Annotated in this window: 14 protein-coding genes; 6 read left to right on the top strand and 8 right to left on the bottom strand. The window is 39.8% G+C overall.

The window, feature by feature from the left end; all coding sequences use genetic code 11:
* Positions 1 to 273 precede the first annotated feature (273 nt).
* The 4 genes from L2764_RS02715 to L2764_RS02730 all read left to right on the top strand — a co-directional run bounded on the left by L2764_RS02715 (position 274) and on the right by L2764_RS02730 (position 5933).
* Positions 274 to 3144 (top strand): TrlF family AAA-like ATPase, encoded by a 2871-nt coding sequence (locus L2764_RS02715; protein WP_248938707.1) that lies wholly within the window; start codon positions 274 to 276, stop codon positions 3142 to 3144.
* Positions 3145 to 4030: 886 nt separating this feature from the next.
* Entirely contained in the window at positions 4031 to 4420 is a 390-nt protein-coding gene (locus L2764_RS02720) for a hypothetical protein (RefSeq protein WP_248938708.1), read from the top strand.
* 122 nt (positions 4421 to 4542) lie between these two features.
* Entirely contained in the window at positions 4543 to 4788 is a 246-nt protein-coding gene (locus L2764_RS02725; RefSeq protein ID WP_248938709.1) for a hypothetical protein, read from the top strand.
* Positions 4789 to 5492: 704 nt separating this feature from the next.
* Positions 5493 to 5933, top strand: coding sequence for a DUF6979 family protein (locus L2764_RS02730; protein ID WP_248938710.1), 441 nt, complete (start codon positions 5493 to 5495; stop codon positions 5931 to 5933).
* Positions 5934 to 6036: 103 nt separating this feature from the next.
* On the opposite strand, the gene L2764_RS02735 is transcribed toward L2764_RS02730, so the two are convergent.
* The gene (locus L2764_RS02735; RefSeq protein ID WP_248938711.1) at positions 6037 to 7107 is read right to left on the bottom strand and encodes a methionine synthase; all 1071 of its coding nucleotides are present in this window, start codon (positions 7105 to 7107) and stop codon (positions 6037 to 6039) included.
* A gap of 80 nt (positions 7108 to 7187) precedes the next feature.
* A complete protein-coding gene (locus L2764_RS02740) occupies positions 7188 to 8165 on the bottom strand; it encodes a DUF1852 domain-containing protein (protein WP_248938712.1) in 978 nt (325 codons plus the stop codon).
* A 347-nt stretch (positions 8166 to 8512) separates the two neighbouring features.
* Between L2764_RS02740 and L2764_RS02745 the strand changes: the two genes are divergently transcribed.
* Positions 8513 to 9325, top strand: coding sequence for a sulfite exporter TauE/SafE family protein (locus L2764_RS02745; RefSeq protein WP_248938713.1), 813 nt, complete (start codon positions 8513 to 8515; stop codon positions 9323 to 9325).
* Between the two features lie 332 nt (positions 9326 to 9657).
* On the opposite strand, the gene L2764_RS02750 is transcribed toward L2764_RS02745, so the two are convergent.
* Positions 9658 to 10371 carry an SDR family NAD(P)-dependent oxidoreductase gene (locus L2764_RS02750; protein WP_248938714.1) on the bottom strand — a complete coding sequence of 238 codons (714 nt, stop codon included), beginning with the start codon at positions 10369 to 10371 and terminating at the stop codon, positions 9658 to 9660.
* Between the two features lie 289 nt (positions 10372 to 10660).
* Between L2764_RS02750 and L2764_RS02755 the strand changes: the two genes are divergently transcribed.
* The gene (locus tag L2764_RS02755) at positions 10661 to 11353 is read left to right on the top strand and encodes a DUF3592 domain-containing protein (protein WP_248938715.1); all 693 of its coding nucleotides are present in this window, start codon (positions 10661 to 10663) and stop codon (positions 11351 to 11353) included.
* Positions 11354 to 11372: 19 nt separating this feature from the next.
* Here L2764_RS02755 and L2764_RS02760 read toward each other — a convergent pair whose 3' ends face one another.
* The 5 genes from L2764_RS02760 to L2764_RS02780 form a co-directional block, all read right to left on the bottom strand.
* On the bottom strand, positions 11373 to 12629 hold the full coding sequence (locus tag L2764_RS02760) for an MFS transporter (RefSeq protein ID WP_248938716.1): 1257 nt from the start codon (positions 12627 to 12629) through the stop codon (positions 11373 to 11375).
* On the bottom strand, positions 12626 to 13756 hold the full coding sequence (locus L2764_RS02765; protein WP_248938717.1) for a hypothetical protein: 1131 nt from the start codon (positions 13754 to 13756) through the stop codon (positions 12626 to 12628). Before L2764_RS02765 ends, L2764_RS02760 begins: the two co-directional genes overlap by 4 nt.
* A gap of 134 nt (positions 13757 to 13890) precedes the next feature.
* Complete coding sequence (locus L2764_RS02770) at positions 13891 to 14886, bottom strand: Rieske 2Fe-2S domain-containing protein (RefSeq protein WP_248938718.1); 996 nt, start codon at positions 14884 to 14886, stop codon at positions 13891 to 13893.
* A complete protein-coding gene (locus L2764_RS02775) occupies positions 14883 to 15995 on the bottom strand; it encodes a hypothetical protein (RefSeq protein WP_248938719.1) in 1113 nt (370 codons plus the stop codon). Before L2764_RS02775 ends, L2764_RS02770 begins: the two co-directional genes overlap by 4 nt.
* Positions 15992 to 17131 carry an ATP-grasp domain-containing protein gene (locus L2764_RS02780; protein WP_248938720.1) on the bottom strand — a complete coding sequence of 380 codons (1140 nt, stop codon included), beginning with the start codon at positions 17129 to 17131 and terminating at the stop codon, positions 15992 to 15994. Before L2764_RS02780 ends, L2764_RS02775 begins: the two co-directional genes overlap by 4 nt.
* Positions 17132 to 17169: the final 38 nt, after the last annotated feature.

A 17169-nucleotide genomic window follows, 5' to 3' on the forward strand; every position in this document is an offset into this window, starting at 1 on the left:
ATTGCGGTGCGCCAAGTCAGCGAAATAAGCTAAAAAAGGCGAGTTGGGACGATGATTACAGGGCAAAAGTTTTCTTTGGTTAATTATCCGACAAAGTATGCTCCCGCCCTGGCGCTACCCCATGTGCTGTCAGGTAATCGACATATCGAGAAAGGTCGAAAATTAAACAAAATACCGGATAACTTCAACTCAGGTACTTAATAAAATTAGTGAACTCACATTAAAATAAATCGCTAAAATTGTGTGGTTTTGTCAACGGAATAAGGGAGAAAAATGACTGATAAAAAATATCCTCGTGGCTCGGAGTGGCGAAAATGGGATTTACACATACATACTCCTGCCTCATTTCATTGGAGTGGTAAGCGTTTTAACGCTGATCCAAAGTCACTTGATAATGCAGATTTAGTTGATGAAATGATAGATGCCTTAAATTCAGCTGAACCTGCTGTGTTTGCTTTTATGGATTATTGGACATTTGACGGCTGGTTTGCCCTTAAACATCGATTATCCCAGCCGGGAGCCCCTGAGTTAACAAAAACAGTTTTTCCAGGCATAGAACTTAGATTGGTCGCTCCTATGACTGGACGGCTGAATGCTCATGTATTATTTTCAGATACAATTGAAGATCAATACTTGCGTGATTTTAAGACAGCATTAGAAATCGCTTTAATTAATAGGCCATTGTCTGACCACTCACTGAAATGCTTGGCTAGGCATGTTGGTGATGACTTACTGAATAAAAAAGGTTATCAACGATGTGAAGTTAACGATGATGATTCTAAAGCTTTAGAAGCAGGATCGAAAATTGCTGAAATCACTTGCGATAGTTACAAGAAAGCAATATTGAATGTTCCAGATAATAAGGCCATTGGATTTATGCCATTTAATACAAATGATGGTTTGGCAGATATAAAATGGAACGAGCATTATTCATACTGTCTAGGTCTTTTTGATAGTTCGCCAATCTTTGAAACACGATTGACGGATACTTGGGCCGCATTTGTAGGAATCGAAACCAAAGGCAATGAAAAGTGGATTTCAAATTTCCAACTCGCTCTTAAAAATATACCTAGGCTTGCAATCTCAGGAAGTGATGCTCACCGATTTATAGGTGAATCAGGTAATAAAGACCGACGTGGATACGGCGATTATCCTTCTGAAAAAGCAACTTGGATTAAGGCCAATCCCACATTTGAAGGTTTACAGCAAGCGATTAAAGAGCCAGCAAAACGTTCATTTATTGGTGAGCAGCCACCGAAGAAAAAGCTATTTAATGAAAATAGAAGCTTATTTATTGATAAGTTAGAAATCAACAAATCTAGTGATTCGACATTGAATGATGAATGGCTGAATCAAACCAGATTGGATTTGAACCCTGATTTGATAGCAATCATTGGAAATAAAGGAAGTGGTAAAAGTGCATTGGCTGACATCACCGCCTTATTAGGTAATTCAAAGCAAAGCCATCATTTTTCTTTTTTAAAAGAGAATCGATTTAGAGGGAAAACGGGTGAGCCAGCTAAACATTTCGTTGCCAAGTCAACATGGGCTGACGGGAAGGATCTGGAGAAAAACCTTAATGAAAACCCAGCTACAGAAAATGTTGAGTTTGTTAAATATATCCCGCAAGGACATTTTGAAGAGCTGTGTAATGCACACGTTTCAGGGAAGTCTGACGCATTTGAGAAAGAACTTCGTGCAGTAATATTTTCACACGCTGACGATACTATTCGTTTAGGTGCTCTTGATTTTGATCAGCTAATTGAGCAACAGGAGCGCTCTTTAAGAAGTCGTATCGATGGATTGAGAAATGAATTACACAATGTTAACCAGCAAATTGACTCAACTGAAAGCCAAATGTTGCCTGAGACTAGGAGAGCAATCGAAGAACTACTTACTCAAAAGCTTAGGCTTATTGATGAACTCAATAAAATTAGGCCTGAAGATGTTGCTCAGCCGACAAGTGAGCTAACAGACGAGCAGCAGAAAGCTACAGGCCTGCTTGCCGAGATAGTGGAAGAATTAGAAAAAACAAAAGCCCAAAAGCAAATTAATCAGGATGAATTAACAAAGCTAGCAGCCAAGAAAAAGGCTGGTCGTAATCTCCTCGAAGGTATTGATGTAGTAAATCGAACGATTCAAAACTTTTTTACTTCATTTGATGAGGATGCAAAATTAATAGGACTGGACATAAATGAGATCATTCAACTAAAAATCAATGAACAGAGAATTGCTGATGTTGAGAGCGAAACATCAACTCGTGAAACCGAGATTGGAAGTGATAATCAAAAGCTGGAAGAGCATGATCAGGCGATAATTACGAAGCGTGAACCTCTGAATGCTAAGCTAAATTATCCGCAACAAGCCTATCAGAATTATCTAGACCAGCTAAATGAATGGGAAGAAAAGAAAATCAGCATATTAGGAAGCAGAGATTTACCTGACACCCTGAAAGGCTTAGAGCATCGAAAGGAGCAGCTGGACAGCTTACCTACCCAAAGATCTAATCTGCAAGCGGATAGACTGGAAAAAACAGCTCAAATATTTGATTTGCTAAATGAGCAAAGAGCTAATCGAGAGACGCTCTTTCAACCTGTTCAGCAACTCATTCAGAACAATAGCCTTATCAGGGATGAGTATAAGCTACAGTTTAAAGCTGAACTAAGTAGTACCACAGAATTGATTACTGACAAGTTATTTTCCCTTGTCAAACAGGCGTCCGGTGAATTTAGAGGTGAATCAGAAAGTCTGGCTGCCATAAAGGAATTAACAGACAGGCACGACCTCAATAACAGGCAATCCCTGCTCGGTTTTTTGACTGAATTACATGATAAACTTGAAGGTTCTTCGAGTGGACAGATAGGCATTCAATCAATGTTACGAAAAGGACGCTCTGCAAATGAAGTTTATGACTTCCTATTCGACTTGGAGTATCTAAAGCCTAGATACACTCTAATGTTCCAAGATGCTCACATAGAGCAACTTTCTCCAGGGCAAAGAGGCTCTTTACTTTTAATTTTTTATCTTCTAGTGGATAAAGGTAATACACCGATTATATTAGATCAACCAGAGGAAAATTTGGATAACGAAACGATTGTGAGTTTGCTGGTACCTGTACTAAACGAAGCGAAACAAAAACGCTAAATTATAATGGTTACTCATAATCCTAATTTGGCTGTAGTCTGCGATGCAGAGCAGATAATCTACTGCGAAATTGACAGAAGAAATGGGCAGAACATTTCGTATACATCTGGTGCTATTGAGTGCAGAGTTATAAACCGGAAGGTTGTCGATGTGCTTGAAGGTACAATGCCTGCGTTTGATAACAGAAAGATGAAGTACCACTAATCGCATGTAACAAGTCAAAGCACGCGGACTCGAGCATCATTCGGACACCCACAATTATTTTCGTATTTTTAAGGCTGGTATATCTCACTAAAACCTGATAAATAGTATTTAATACAGTATATTAATTATGCGTCTATTTTGGGAGGAAGTACTGGTCTGATGTGGTGATCGCGCATGCGCACTATTCAATGGTTAGCTTCAATTGGCAGTATTGACTAAACTCTATATTTCAGTAAAATTGTTGATGTTAATGGATTTAGGCGGAAGTCTGGAGTTCGATTCTCCAGCTCGGCACGCTGGACATAATTACTGTACTCGCATTCGTAATGGTAACTTTGAATTACGTAAGCAATTGTTTGGTTTCACATAGAACAATTAAAAGAGGAGGTAATCTTATGGAAAGATTAAAACAAAACGTTAAAAGTGTTATAGCTTCGGTAGTAAATGGGGTGAGTGCGGTTTGTTCAAGTGTCGTAGCAACTGGGTTGACAGCAGGGTTGAGTTTAGAGGGCTTACGCTCTCTGGGCTTCTACCTAAGTCCATTACTCCTTCCCGTAAATCTCAAAATTAAAACTAACCAAGCCAAGCAGCAGACTCCACCAGCGGTCACGTTTTTTGTACCAAAAAGTCCACCACTTTGCTCCTCGCGCTGTTGGCGGCGTTAGATTCACAAGGAAAGTTTATGAGTACTCTCGAAGATTATGTAGTCAAATATTTGGAAAGCTTTTCTGTTATAGCAACAAAAATCCCTGAGTCGAATGAGAAAACTCCTGACTTCTTAATTGAACAAGAAGAAAGCGTTTTAATTGAATTAAAAGAAAAAACTGATTCAGAAGAAAAGCATAAAGAGCAAAAAGAAGTTTTAGCTAATAATAGTGTCTATGAACATATAACTACGACAGGACATAATAATCGAATTTCGGGTGTTATTACTGGCGGGATAAAGCAATTAAAAAACAGAAAGTCTAAACATAACTGTGACTTCTGTTTGTTATTTCTTGTCGCTAATGGTGTAGCTCAAGGAAGCCAAGCAGAGCAAATTCAGGCCACTTTATATGGTAAAAAAATGTAATTGATTTTGATTCACAATCGAATGTTGCTATTAGTTGTTACTACGCATACTTCAGTGACTTTTTTCGTTACAAAAACACCTTAGATGGTGCATTTTTAGCTTCTCAAGGAAGAGTTATCCTTTTGCTTAACGACCAATCTCCTAACTTTCAAAAGTTTAAAAACTCTAATTTCATTAAAAAATTCCAAGGTGAAATTAAGATTATTGATCCTGTTGAACTTGAAAAAGAGAATCATATTTATATTGCTGATTTTGATGCTGACAGGAAAGATGAGGATTTAATGACAAGTTTAGTTTTCGATAAGTATAATATTAAAAATGGTCTGCTAATTGATTTCCCAAATTATACGCATCAAGTTCAGGTATAATGTAAACATAACAGATAGGATAGGCCGTGCGCAGCCGTGTCTCTGTTTTTAGAAAGAGGCAAGTGTACTCTTATTAACGTGAGGAGCCCGAGGCTGAGGGTTAGGCAGACTCTTTATTATGCAAATAGCAGAACGAGGGCTCGCTCTGTTTGAGGTAATGTTTCAGGGGAACGTTTTTGATCGTTATGATGATCCCTTAATCTCGAACTAAGCCTCAAGTGACCCATTGTTAAAAATATCCTAAGCATCCTTCAAAAAACTCAAATTGAAGCAGCACGCTGCTTTGGCTTTTTTCAATCCCCATCGGAGTAACTTTAACTTTTCGATAAAAAATAGTGTGATTAAGACAGGATGTCGAAAATAGCCTTAGTTGAGCCATGGACGGCGAATATGAGGCGATAGCTATTTTTGTTCATCGAAAATTGAAATGCTTCTACTCCGTCGGGCGTTATGGAGATTGTAAAGAGGATAAGGACGAGCAGTCCTCTTTACCCCAGTGTGGATGGGAATCCACGACGTTTTTTTATGTATACCGCATAACCAAGAAAAACACAAAAACCAAACCATCCAGTGCGCCTCATAAAGTATCTTGATGGCACAATAAATACCTATACTCTGAATATAGTCGTGTAACCAGCACCTATAATCTAACCTCCGGCAGTTGATGTCGGCGTTAGCTGTATTTAGAATATGGAGTCATTTTCATGGATAGAGTAATGTTCAGGGTTAACCTTAACGATTGGCTTGAAGGTACAATTATCAAAGTAAAAAATAATGAGTGTTGGAACACAGCTTGGTTAGAGACTTATAAAGAGTTAGGCGGTCAAAGTGTAGAAAGCGGTAAAAAGTCTTGTCCCAAAAATGCTGCAAGAATTCTATATCAAAGCGGCAGACTGAAAGGGCATAATAAACCTTACAAAAATGTCTCATTTAAAGATGTTAAGGCTAATGATTCCGTAAATGGAGTGTACGCCCTTATGGCTATCGAACAACTAAAGCAGAATGATAGTATTGAGTTAAGTTCACTTGTAAAGTCTGTACATGAAAACTTTAAGAAACAATTTGGTACTGCACCTAATACAGATCAAGGAGCTATAAAATTAACTTTTAAGCTTTGGCATTTAAATAAAATATTTCAAAAGTAATACAGCTAATAATCTATGTCTTGTTTGATTAATTTTTTTAAAGATTGAACATCAATCTGTGGCCCGTTTGACTTGGCCACGTCAGCATTAAAGGTTAACAACCCTAGTTCGAGTTAGCACTTGAGTTGGCACTTGAATTAGCACTCGCGCTTGCGAGTTCTTGTCGAACAATATCAGCGCCTGCACTTAAGGCATTGAGTTTGCCTCTTGCCACTTGATGAGATAAGGGGGCCATGCCACAGTTGGTAGACGGGTAGAGCTTGTCGGCATCGACAAATTGAAGTGCTTTTCGTAGTGTATTGGCGACTTCTTCTGGTGTTTCAATGGTATCGGTTGCGACATCAATGGCGCCTACCATCACTTTTTTACCGCGAATGAGTTCAAGTAAGTCCATTGGCACATGAGAGTTGTGACATTCTAGTGAGATAATATCGATATTCGATTTTTGCAGTTTGGGAAACGCTTTTTCATATTGTCTCCACTCTGATCCCAACGTTTTTTTCCAATCTGTATTGGCTTTGATGCCATAGCCATAGCAAATATGCACGGCAGTTTCACAGTTAAGTCCTTCAATGGCTCTTTCTAAGGTCGCAATGCCCCAATCATTGACCTCATCAAAAAACACATTAAATGCAGGCTCATCAAATTGAATAATATCAACACCCGCCGCTTCTAATTCTTTGGCTTCTTGATTGAGGATTTTGGCAAATTCCCAAGCGAGTTTTTCGCGACTTTTATAATGGTCATCATAAAGAGTATCGATCATCGTCATGGGACCGGGCAGAGCCCATTTGATAGGTTGCTTGGTTTGCTGACGTAAAAACTTGGCATCTTCAACAAAAACAGACTTTTGACGAGTAACAGGACCGACAACCGTCGGTACACTCGCATCATAGCGATCACGAATTTTAACGGTTTTACGTTTCTTAAAATCAACACCGTTGAGGTGCTCAATAAACGTCGTCACAAAATGTTGCCGTGTTTGCTCGCCATCGCTGACAATATCAATACCGGCTTGTTGTTGATCTTGCAATGACAAACGTAAAGCATCGTGTTTGCCCTGAGTTAATTCCTCACCGTGCAATTTCCAAGGTGACCAAAGTGTCTCAGGTTCTGCAAGCCAAGCCGGTTTAGGTAAACTGCCCGCAGTTGAAGTCGGTAATAGTGTTTTCATGATAAATGATGCCGTATATTTGGGTTAACGTTAGAACATAGCGATTAAACGTAGCGATTAAAGTTAGCTATTGAGCATGATTATTGAACGAAAGTAGCAGACCATTGTTCAAGCACAGTTTGGTGCGGTTTAATGAAGTGTTCCTCAGTAAACTTTCCCTGCTCATTAGCCAACTGGCTACGTTCTTCTCGATCATAAACAATTTGAGTTAATGAATGATCGAGGTTCTTTAAGTTTGGTTGATAGGATTTCCCCGCAACAGCATTCGCATTATAAATCTCAGGTCGGTAGATTTTTTGAAACGTTTCCATCGTGCTAATGGTGCTTATAAGCTCAAGGCTAGTGTAATCATTCAGTAAATCACCAAAGAAATAGAAAGCCAAAGGCGCAACACTGTTTGGTGGCATAAAATAACGAACCTGTAAGCCCATTTTTTTGAAATATTGTTCAGTCAAAGAAGATTCATTGGGCTGGTATTCAACACCTAGTACAGGATGCTGGTTTTCAGTCTGATGATAAGTTTTGTTATCCGAAACACTGAGACATATAACCGGTGTTTTATTAAAGTTTTGCTTGTAAATATCTGAATTCACAAAATACTGAAACAGTTTCCCATGCAGTTCGCCAAAGTTATTTGGAATACTAAACTTGGGTTGATCCTTATTATGATCAGGCAGTAATACGCTAAAATCATAATCTCGCACATAAGAGGAAAAATTATTCCCTACAATGCCTTCAATGCGTTGGTTCGTTTTACGATCAACAATATTCGTTTTTAATATTTCAATTGATGGGAAGGTTTGACCACTGCCTTCAATATCCATCTCAACGGAAATGATGTCAAGTTCGACAGAATAACGGTCTCCTTTAGGGTTATCCCAATGCGCTAAGGCATTAAAACTATTGTCGATCATCTTTAAAGCGTTGCGCAAGTTCGCTTGACGGTGGTTTCCTCTCGCCAAATTAGCAAAGTTGGTCGTGATCCGCGTATTGTCTGAGGGGTGATAATTTTCATCGAGACAAATGCTCTTAATCGTAAATGCAAAGTCTTTATTCATTGTGATCGGGTATCCTGTTCCTGAGGTAAAAAACGGAGATAAAACCTAAATGTATTGCTTGCTCTTTCTGGACTTTCTGATTTTCTCAGTCATTAGTCTTCAGCGTCTTTTTTGATTTATGCCTATGACCGAATTAAGGATCAATTGTCATATTGTCTAAAGTTAATAGTAAAATGCATTTTATACTTGGATTGGTACATGATGAAAAGCGCATTTATTTCACACAGAACATGAGAAAGATTCATTAGCTATCTATTTGAATGTTGGTGTGGGTGTCAGTTATATTAATGAGCTTGAAAAACAGAACTGAATTTATTAACTCTTGATTATAAAAAGAAGTGAGCTGAATGAGTGAATTAGTGTTATTGATTATATTGTGCGCCTTACTTGGCAGTGGCGTTGGTTTTTTGGCAGGACTGTTAGGTATTGGTGGAGGATTAATTATTGTCCCAGTGCTGAGCAGTATTTTACTTCCTTTTGACGTTTTACCCCCTGAGCAGGTGGTCATCGTTGCCATTGCAACGTCATTGGCATCGATATTATTCACATCAACGTCTTCGGCAATCGCTCATCATAAAAAGGGTAATGTACCCTGGGATCTCGCGCCTTGGATAATGATGGGGGTGGCTCTTGGTGCGCTTATCAGTGGCTTTATGGCAGCACTATTACCAGAAAAAGTTGTTCGCATCGTGTTTGTCGTGAGTGTGGTACTCATTGCGTTCAAGATGCTTTACAGCAGCACCAAAAGTGACGCTTCTGCTGTGCGTCAAATGCCCAACAAAGGTTTGTTAACCATTTTTACGACGATTACTGGCGGGTTGTCTGCCATGATAGGGATCGGTGGTGGTGCACTCTTAGTGCCCTTGTTGACGTTTTTCTCACTGGATATGAAAAAAGCCATAGGATGTGCCTCTGCTTGCGGTATTGTCATCGCATTATTTGGTTCGATAGGCTACATCAGTTCAGGTAGTACGCATTTTGCTTTACAAGATGGATTTGCTGGGTTCGTCTATTTACCGGCTTTATTCGGTATTGTTTGTACTTCTTGGTTTACGGCGCCGTTAGGGGCCAAATCGACACATTACTTACCCGTTTCTGTGATCAAAAAAATCTTCGCGGTGTTATTGTTAATTATGGCTGTAAATATGATGATTAATTAGAGGGGGGCAAGTTAGTAATAGCTTGGTCATATTTCAATCTAAAGCCGAGAATGCAAACATAGCAATAAGGGGAAGCCGCGCCCCTGCTTTTTAGCAAGAGGCAAGTGTACGCTTATTTAACCTGAGGAGCCCGAGGCTGAGGTTTAGTCATACTCTTTATTATGCAAATAGCAGAACGAGGGCTCGCCCTGTCTGGTGTGATGTTTCGGGGGATTGTTTTGATAGTTGTGAGTGGGAACTCACGATCTTAGCCTCACCGCAGGTGAAAAGAAGATTCACTCACGATCTTCCATTAAGCGAAGCTTAATTATAAAAATGCCCCTTGCTGACATTTATTTCAGCTTCTCCAACTCGATGGGTCTACACAAAATCGTCATTTGTGGTAATAAGGCATTGGGGCTAAGCGAGAGCGCAAAATCAACGGCTTTGACAATATCGTCGGGTTGTATCTTGGCTTCATTATCAATGCGTCCATCATTGGTCATGTTGGTATCAACCACACTGGGGCAGAGGCAAGTGACCTTCACACCGTAAGGCAATAAGTGTTTAAATAAGCTTTCACTGTAATTGATTAACGCGGCTTTGGTGACCCCATAAAGGCCTATTTTTGGCAAGGCATTGATCCCCGTATTCGAAGCAAGAGTAAAGATATGCCCCTTTTGTTGTTGCTGCATGTGTTGTGCGACTTTATTGGTCAATATCAAGGTGGAGGCTAAATTGATACTGAGTAAATGATCGATGGTATTGTCATCGGCTTCGATAAAATGAGTGGTTAATACCCCTGCGGAGTTGACGAGAATATCGATAGGGGAATATTGCCTTAAAATTCGATCGCTGAGTTGCTCAACGCTGCTGGTGTGAGCGAAATTACAGCGATAAATACTGATTTTGATTGCGGGGTATAACCCAGATAGTGCCTGTTTTGCTTTGATAAGTCTTTCTTTATTCTTAGCCACTAAAATAAGATCGTAGCCTTTTTGGGCAAGGTGACAAGCGATGGCATAACCTATTCCTTGGTTTCCTCCAGTGATTAACGCATACGGCATAACGTTCTCCTGATATAAAAGAGCTGACTCTGGGTATCTTACTCTTGAACACTTCTTTTTGGTAACCCCTTTCAGATGAAGAATAGAACAGTAAAAGACAACATAAAGTGGCTAAAAGCACTTGATGGTTTTATGTTTCAATTTTGTGTTAGCGGTGTTTCTGATGATTGAATCGAATCATCAATTAAAGGATAAATCGATAAATTAGCGTAAAAAAGCTTTAAAAATATGAAGTAACGTGGTTTATATGAATGAAGAGGCCCAATAATGAATGTGAAGGATGTGAATCATGAAATCAATGTCACTGCTGCAAAAAGTGTTTCTTATCATCGGAGCCGTTATGATAAGCATGACTTTGTATATGGCATCCAACACCTCTGATTATATCGATAATTCGATTGTAAGTGTGGGTAAAGTGGTTGATTATCGAGAGGTTTATTCAAGTAGTTCGTTAACTTATGCACCTATTATTGAATATCAAATACCCAATGGAAAAACACTGTCATTTGCTTCCTCAACCAGTTCTTATCCCCCTGCTTATGATATTGGCGATCCCGTTAATATTCGTTATGCAACGGGATCGCCACAAAATGCCATGATCAATGGTTTTTTCTCTCTTTGGCTAGGGGAGATAATTGTCGGCGGATTGGGCTGCGTATTTCTGGGTATTGCGTTTTTTGGCAATGTGTTTAATTTTTTTAAAAACAGAAAAAGGACCTCTTTAACGCTCTATGGCGATAGAATTGATACTAAATTACAAGGTGTAGAACGTAATTTAAGCCTAAGAGTCAATGGACGTCATCCCTATAACATTGTCACGCAAGGTTTGAATAGCCGGACAAGTGAGCGACAAACCTTTAAGAGCCAGAATTTGTGGGTTGATCCAACAGCCTACCTGGATGACCGATGGATCACTGTGTATGTCGATAAACGCAGGCCAAAACGCTATTTTATGGATGTGTCATTTTTATCAAATGGCTGATCATATTTGAGATCTTTGCTTAAGGTATCGGCTGAGGAGTCAGCTTTATTTGATTATGATGCTGTTTAAAAAGGAATAAGGCACCTAACACTGATAGGATGCTGAAGATGAAAAAGAGTTGTTTAACATTGATATCATAATGAAGCACTATTCCCATGATCCCAGAGGAAGTGATGACACTTAATGCACAAACAAAATTGTTGGCGGCAAATATAGCCGCTTTTTGTGCATCGGCCCCATTGACTTGTAATAAGGCAAACCCTGAAAAGAGTAGTAGGGAGCTCAGTAGATTAAGCAAGAAGATGATGATTAATGCTTGGGTAAATTCATCCATTATGTTTAAGAATAGGTGTTGACTGGACGATAAGCTGTTTGAACTTAACATTAAGTAACCGACTGAAAATCCAATACAGCCAAGAAAGGTGATTATGCCTTGATTGACACGATTATTTAAAAATAGGTACAGCATGGAACCACAGGCGATAGCCAATGTCATGGTCGTTAATAACATCGTGACATGGAATTCATCGACTTGGAGTTGGTATTTAGCATAAGTGGCTGTTTGTGAGTAACTTAGATTGATGAAAAACCAATAGTAGGCAATGAGACTCACACCTAAGAGTAACTTAGGATCATGGCTAATGATAAGTTGCATCTTTTTATATTGGCCCTTAAAGCGAAGGGGTTCTTGTGGACTTTTGATGGGGATCCCATCAGGGTTTTTTTGGCTTAGGACCAATATTGCACTGATGAGCGTCAATGTCATGATGCCGATTATGGTAATGTTGATGTTGATGTTCATCAAAAAACCGCCTATTCCGGTACCTAATAACACCGCAATGACACTGCTGCTTTGGAAAAGGGTGGTAGTGCGACTTCTTTGTGCTCTGGGTACGACATCATCTATCATGGCAAGTTTAAGTGGACTCGATAGACACGCGACTAATCCAATTGGCAGTAAAAGAAAACAAAGAAGATAGATGTTTTTTTCAAATAAGCAATAACTTAAAAAGGCGATAACAAGATATTCAAAACCTTTTAATTGTTTAAATAAAAACATCTTGGAGTAACGATCGGCTATTTGCCCGACGATGCCCGATAGGAGTAGACAAGGTAAGATAAATAAAGCCATCGCAATGGCGGTTAATTGTGCGGCGACTTGTTCAGACTGCGCTTCAAACCCGACAAAGATGATCAGGACATTCTTAATCAGATTATCTAAGGTGACACCTGAAAAATTAATCAAGAAGAGGGCACGGAAACGATGTCTACTCATCGCTTTTGCTCCTTGAAAAAGAGTCGACTCAATTGACTAAGCCCTTTCCATCCAATTTGTTTGAACCAAGGTAAGTGATTGACATCAATGGCGGTAAACTCCATCTCTTCTATGCCGCCTCTGGCACATTTGAAATCCATGGCGCCAGAACTGGCATGGCAAATAAGCCGTCTCTCACTACAGACTTGAGCAATAATGGCGTTAAGTATGGGGTAGAGCTGTTGCTTCTTATCAAGCAAGGTATCGTATCCAGAAAAAGGCACCGTGAGTACGCTTCCTTCTATATACAGCCCTAGCATAGCAACCAGTCGTCCTGTTTCAGGATCTTTTAAGGCTTGTATTTCTATTGCATTTTGATTTATACAGGTCTCAAAAAACAGAGTGGTAAATTGAGGGTTATGTTGAGAGTGCTGTTTGATAAACATTTTTTGATACAGTTCATGTAATTCACTGGCATACTCAATATCAATTTTTTCAATGAGTTGATATCGAGTGTTCCTCAAATGCCGACGATCATTTTTACTGGATTTTTTACTTAAAGGCATTGGGGTTCGATAATCAATCATACAGATAGGGCGAGAAGGTAATAACATGAAGCCTGCAGATTTAAGCTCATGGATTAAGGTGTGATTTAACGTTTGATTCAAAGAGCGAAAAGCTAATGCATGTGTTGGATAAGCCTGTGTTAATGTTTGGCGAATTTGAGCGATAGGGACGTTGATTTGTGGGTAAAGGTTAGTTGACCAGAGTCGGTTGTTGACTTGTACACAGCGGTTAATGCTCATGAGTTTTAATGGTGACGCTAGGCAATTGATCATTATTTTTAACGTTTTTTTGATCATGCTTGGATAGCGACTGAGTAAGGCATCACGGCCATAACTGACAAAAGCGTTATAAGGTGAACAAACATAAGACGCTTCGTATTCTTTTTCGTTAACGGTAAAAGGAATGACGTACTGGTGGTGGATCTGCAATAGGTGGATTTTAGTGTCGACATTATTAATAAAGGGTCTGCACCCTTGCTTCATATAGCTTGAAATCAGACGATCAGCTCCATTAGCTCGGAAGTGGGTAATATTTTCTGCTGTTAATATATTAACAGGCAGTTGCGAATTTTTTTCAAACATTATTCTGAGCTCCAATGAATAAGTTTTAGCACGTTTTCATTAGAGAAATCGGCAAGGCTGTATGCTGATAAAGGGGCATATTAGTGTGATCAATGTTATATCCTGAATATTAATGATGTTGATGATTAATCGCACTACAGCAGTAATTGTTTCTCTCTGTGGGTGGGCTGGATATCATTTTGAAAGGCTTTGATAATATAAGGGCGCATTAAATCTGTTCCCGTGATCATCGGTTTAAAATCAGCATTGTTATTGAGTGCGTTTTGCTGCGTTTCTAAGATCCGTTTATCTTGTATAAAGGCAATATATTGAAAAGGAAACATGGCCCACATTTTTAAATAGTTGAGGTAATGGTGGCCAAAGGCATAAGTCCGCACGATAAGTTTGGTTTTTTTGTCTGTTTCCGGCACCAGATAGATGACAACAGAGAGGGCGATGCCTTTTTTAGAATAGTATTCCAATTCAAGGATCCCTGAGGCATGAATACGGCCAATCCCTTTAATAATGTGACTTCCAAATAGCCTGCTAACCAGGCCGGTTTGTTTTTTCTCTTCAATATATTCTGCTTGATAACCGTTTGCATGGTGGGTGATGGTTGCATGGCAAGCGTGACGTTTTGGGCTGTTGTTACGTATGATCCCAGTGTGAACGGTATGGGTATGCAGTGCATCAAGAAAGTTTTCGGCAATATCGACACAGTTGGCCTCAATGATGCCTGTTTGGGTCGAATAAATATGGCTAGCATGGACCTGAGGGATAAAAGGTGGGTTGTGCTTAACCTGATTAAGGCTGAGCCAGATGAGACCATGGGCTTCACAGACGGCATAGGTGTCAATAAAGGCATGTTTAGGGGCTCGAAAATGAGGATCACCTGGGATCGATGTTAATTGTCCCTGCCCATTAAATGTCCAGCCATGGTAGGGGCATTCAAGTGCTCCCTGTTTCAAGCACCCTGTTGATAAGGGGACACCTCGATGAGGGCACTGATCTTTTAAGGCATGGATCTTATTGCCATCTCTAAATAAAACCACAGATTGTCCATAGTAAGCGACGGCAAGGGGCTTATTTTTCTTCAATTTACGCACTTGTGTGACGGGGAACCAGTGATCCTGAGAAGGGTATGTATTCATAATTTGTATTTTTTAATAAGGGGTACGAAGATGTTATTGGTGATCCAAGAAAGAAGTCGCCACATGCGTTGCGTTTTTTTAGGCAGGTGCTGGGTATAGACAGCCGAGTATTCGATGATAGGGCAAGCCCCCCTTTGCCTTTTAAAGTGAGCCGCTCCAGAGCTGGCGTTAAAAATGAAGCCATTACTTTCGGCAAAACCTAATCCTGAAAAAGCGGCCAGTCGATATAAACCTAGTTTTTGGGGCTGAGTGGTGTCATAGCCAACGATAGGGGCAGTGACGATGTTATCGATAGTGAAATGTCCCGTTATGGCATCAATGACGCCTTCAGGGTTTCGAAAACCTTCAAATGAGAAATGAGGGTGCTTAAGCATGGCATCAAGATAAGCTTCGGTAAATTGAGGGTTGAGTTGAGAGTATTTGCTCACATAGAGCATGTTATAAAGCTCGATGATCCTCGGATAATCATCAGGTGTAATTTCAGCTTGGCTGATACTTCGATAAGATGTTTTTTTGAGTAAATTGCGATCCTTTTTATAGTTATGACGTCGGCTATAATCTGATAAGTTTCTATCATAAATATAGACTTGTCTTGAAGGTGCAAGGGTATAGTTAGCGTGTTTAAATGCCGCTATTAATGGTGCATTGGAATAGTCGTTGAGTGAACGAAAAATGATGGCATGATCGGGATAGTCTTTGACTAATGTCGCCGTGAGTGAAGCAATGTTTTCTGGGCTAAAAGAAGCGGGGTAAAGGTTGGTTGATAATAACCAATTATTCACATGGACGACTTTGTTAATATGATTGCGTTTCAGGTAACGATCAAGCTGATGGATACTTGATTTAATGATAGATTCAAGCCAAGGTTTATTGAGTTTATCGAGCTCTTCTAGGCAGTAAGGCACAAAGGCAGTGTAAGGAGAACACACATAGCTGTTCTCAAATTCAGTGTTGTTGAGGCTCATTGGCAGCTGGCAATGTTCGCTGACGACGAGTGTACTCATATGTGTCTGTACATTTTCAATCATGCATGAGGAGGAGGCGGCAAAGTATTGGCAATATTCGTCAGCCGGATGAGTTGAGGTTGTCGGTTCTGTGGTGTGGTTCATTTGATGGTTTCTCCGTCCCACTCAAAATCTTGTGTGGCGGCTTCTCTTACCGATATTTTATCTTTTATCGCAATGTGGATAAGCTCAGCGAGTGAAATAAATTGAAACCAAGAGAAACCATAATCTTGCGAGCAGATCATGACATCTTTTGCCTGTTTATAGTCTTGATACCAAGTGTTGATTTTTCTTTGATGAATGGCAAAAGGCAGTCCAGCAATGAGCATCATAACGGAAATCATTTTGGCTTGATTTAGGCTGGTGGGGTGTTGGGGTTTGAGTCCTAAAAAGGCATCGGCTAAGTTAGCGCTTTCTAATAAGTGTAACCCGCTGGTGGCCCGTGGATTACATTCAATAATATAAATATTGTCCGCGGTTTCAATGATATCAAAACCTAAATGCCCTGTGTATTCATGTTTTTGGCAAAAAGCGTGAATAAAGTCAGAAACTCTTTTATTTTTAATGGGCTTAAAATAAATGCCTGCTGCTACTTTGAGTCGATGAGTCGGCTGATAAATGGCCTGGGCAAAGACTTTTCCTTTTACGGCAATGGCGTAGGTGCAATATTCAGTGCCGATAATTTTTTCTTGTTTAAGAATGCGTCCTGCTGCATTCGAATGTAACTTTTGGACGCTATCAGGGGTTGGGGATAGCAATACATCGGTACCGAAACGGCAAAACTCGCGTTTGACTATGCTATTGGATAATGATGTTTGGGTGATCGGGTGGGTAAAGTCCAATAGTTCGGTCTGAGGAAGTGTGATCCCCGTATCATCGCATAAGGATAAGATGTCGTATTTACTGTGTAGCTGCCGCATTAAATTAAAATCTGGACACAGTACCTCACAGTATTCAGCCAAACTCGCTTTTATGGCTGAGATATAAAAGCTTTCTTCACACATAGGCAATAGATAGTCAATTTTGTGCTCTGCAATTATATCCAGTAGGGCAGCTTGATAGACATCAATATTTCCCCTTGGGCTGGGTGTAATAAGAAACTTTGTTAAACTACGGCTATTTTTGGCCAATGGAAAACGTAAAGAGTCAGTCATAAACACTTGGTGTCCATGACGGTTTAAATTTCTAGCAAGTTCTAATGATACAGGGGCTCTGGCACAGGTAATGAGAAAACGTTTCATGCTGACATCCTAAATATATATCTTGGTCAATCGTTGTC

The organism is Shewanella surugensis (genome assembly GCF_023284005.1).
GTDB classification, from domain to species: Bacteria; Pseudomonadota; Gammaproteobacteria; order Enterobacterales; family Shewanellaceae; genus Shewanella; species Shewanella surugensis.

Bases quoted from the DNA above. Each gene is read 5' to 3' on its own strand.
- L2764_RS02715 (WP_248938707.1), top strand. From the start codon at position 274: ATGACTGATAAAAAATATCCTCGTGGCTCGGAGTGGCGAAAATGGGAT.
- L2764_RS02720 (WP_248938708.1), top strand. From the start codon at position 4,031: ATGAGTACTCTCGAAGATTATGTAGTCAAATATTTGGAAAGCTTTTCT.
- L2764_RS02730 (WP_248938710.1), top strand. From the start codon at position 5,493: ATGGATAGAGTAATGTTCAGGGTTAACCTTAACGATTGGCTTGAAGGT.
- L2764_RS02735 (WP_248938711.1), bottom strand. From the start codon at position 7,107: ATGAAAACACTATTACCGACTTCAACTGCGGGCAGTTTACCTAAACCG.
- L2764_RS02740 (WP_248938712.1), bottom strand. From the start codon at position 8,165: ATGAATAAAGACTTTGCATTTACGATTAAGAGCATTTGTCTCGATGAA.
- L2764_RS02745 (WP_248938713.1), top strand. From the start codon at position 8,513: ATGAGTGAATTAGTGTTATTGATTATATTGTGCGCCTTACTTGGCAGT.
- L2764_RS02750 (WP_248938714.1), bottom strand. From the start codon at position 10,371: ATGCCGTATGCGTTAATCACTGGAGGAAACCAAGGAATAGGTTATGCC.
- L2764_RS02755 (WP_248938715.1), top strand. From the start codon at position 10,661: ATGAAATCAATGTCACTGCTGCAAAAAGTGTTTCTTATCATCGGAGCC.
- L2764_RS02760 (WP_248938716.1), bottom strand. From the start codon at position 12,629: ATGAGTAGACATCGTTTCCGTGCCCTCTTCTTGATTAATTTTTCAGGT.
- L2764_RS02765 (WP_248938717.1), bottom strand. From the start codon at position 13,756: ATGTTTGAAAAAAATTCGCAACTGCCTGTTAATATATTAACAGCAGAA.
- L2764_RS02770 (WP_248938718.1), bottom strand. From the start codon at position 14,886: ATGAATACATACCCTTCTCAGGATCACTGGTTCCCCGTCACACAAGTG.
- L2764_RS02775 (WP_248938719.1), bottom strand. From the start codon at position 15,995: ATGAACCACACCACAGAACCGACAACCTCAACTCATCCGGCTGACGAA.
- L2764_RS02780 (WP_248938720.1), bottom strand. From the start codon at position 17,131: ATGAAACGTTTTCTCATTACCTGTGCCAGAGCCCCTGTATCATTAGAA.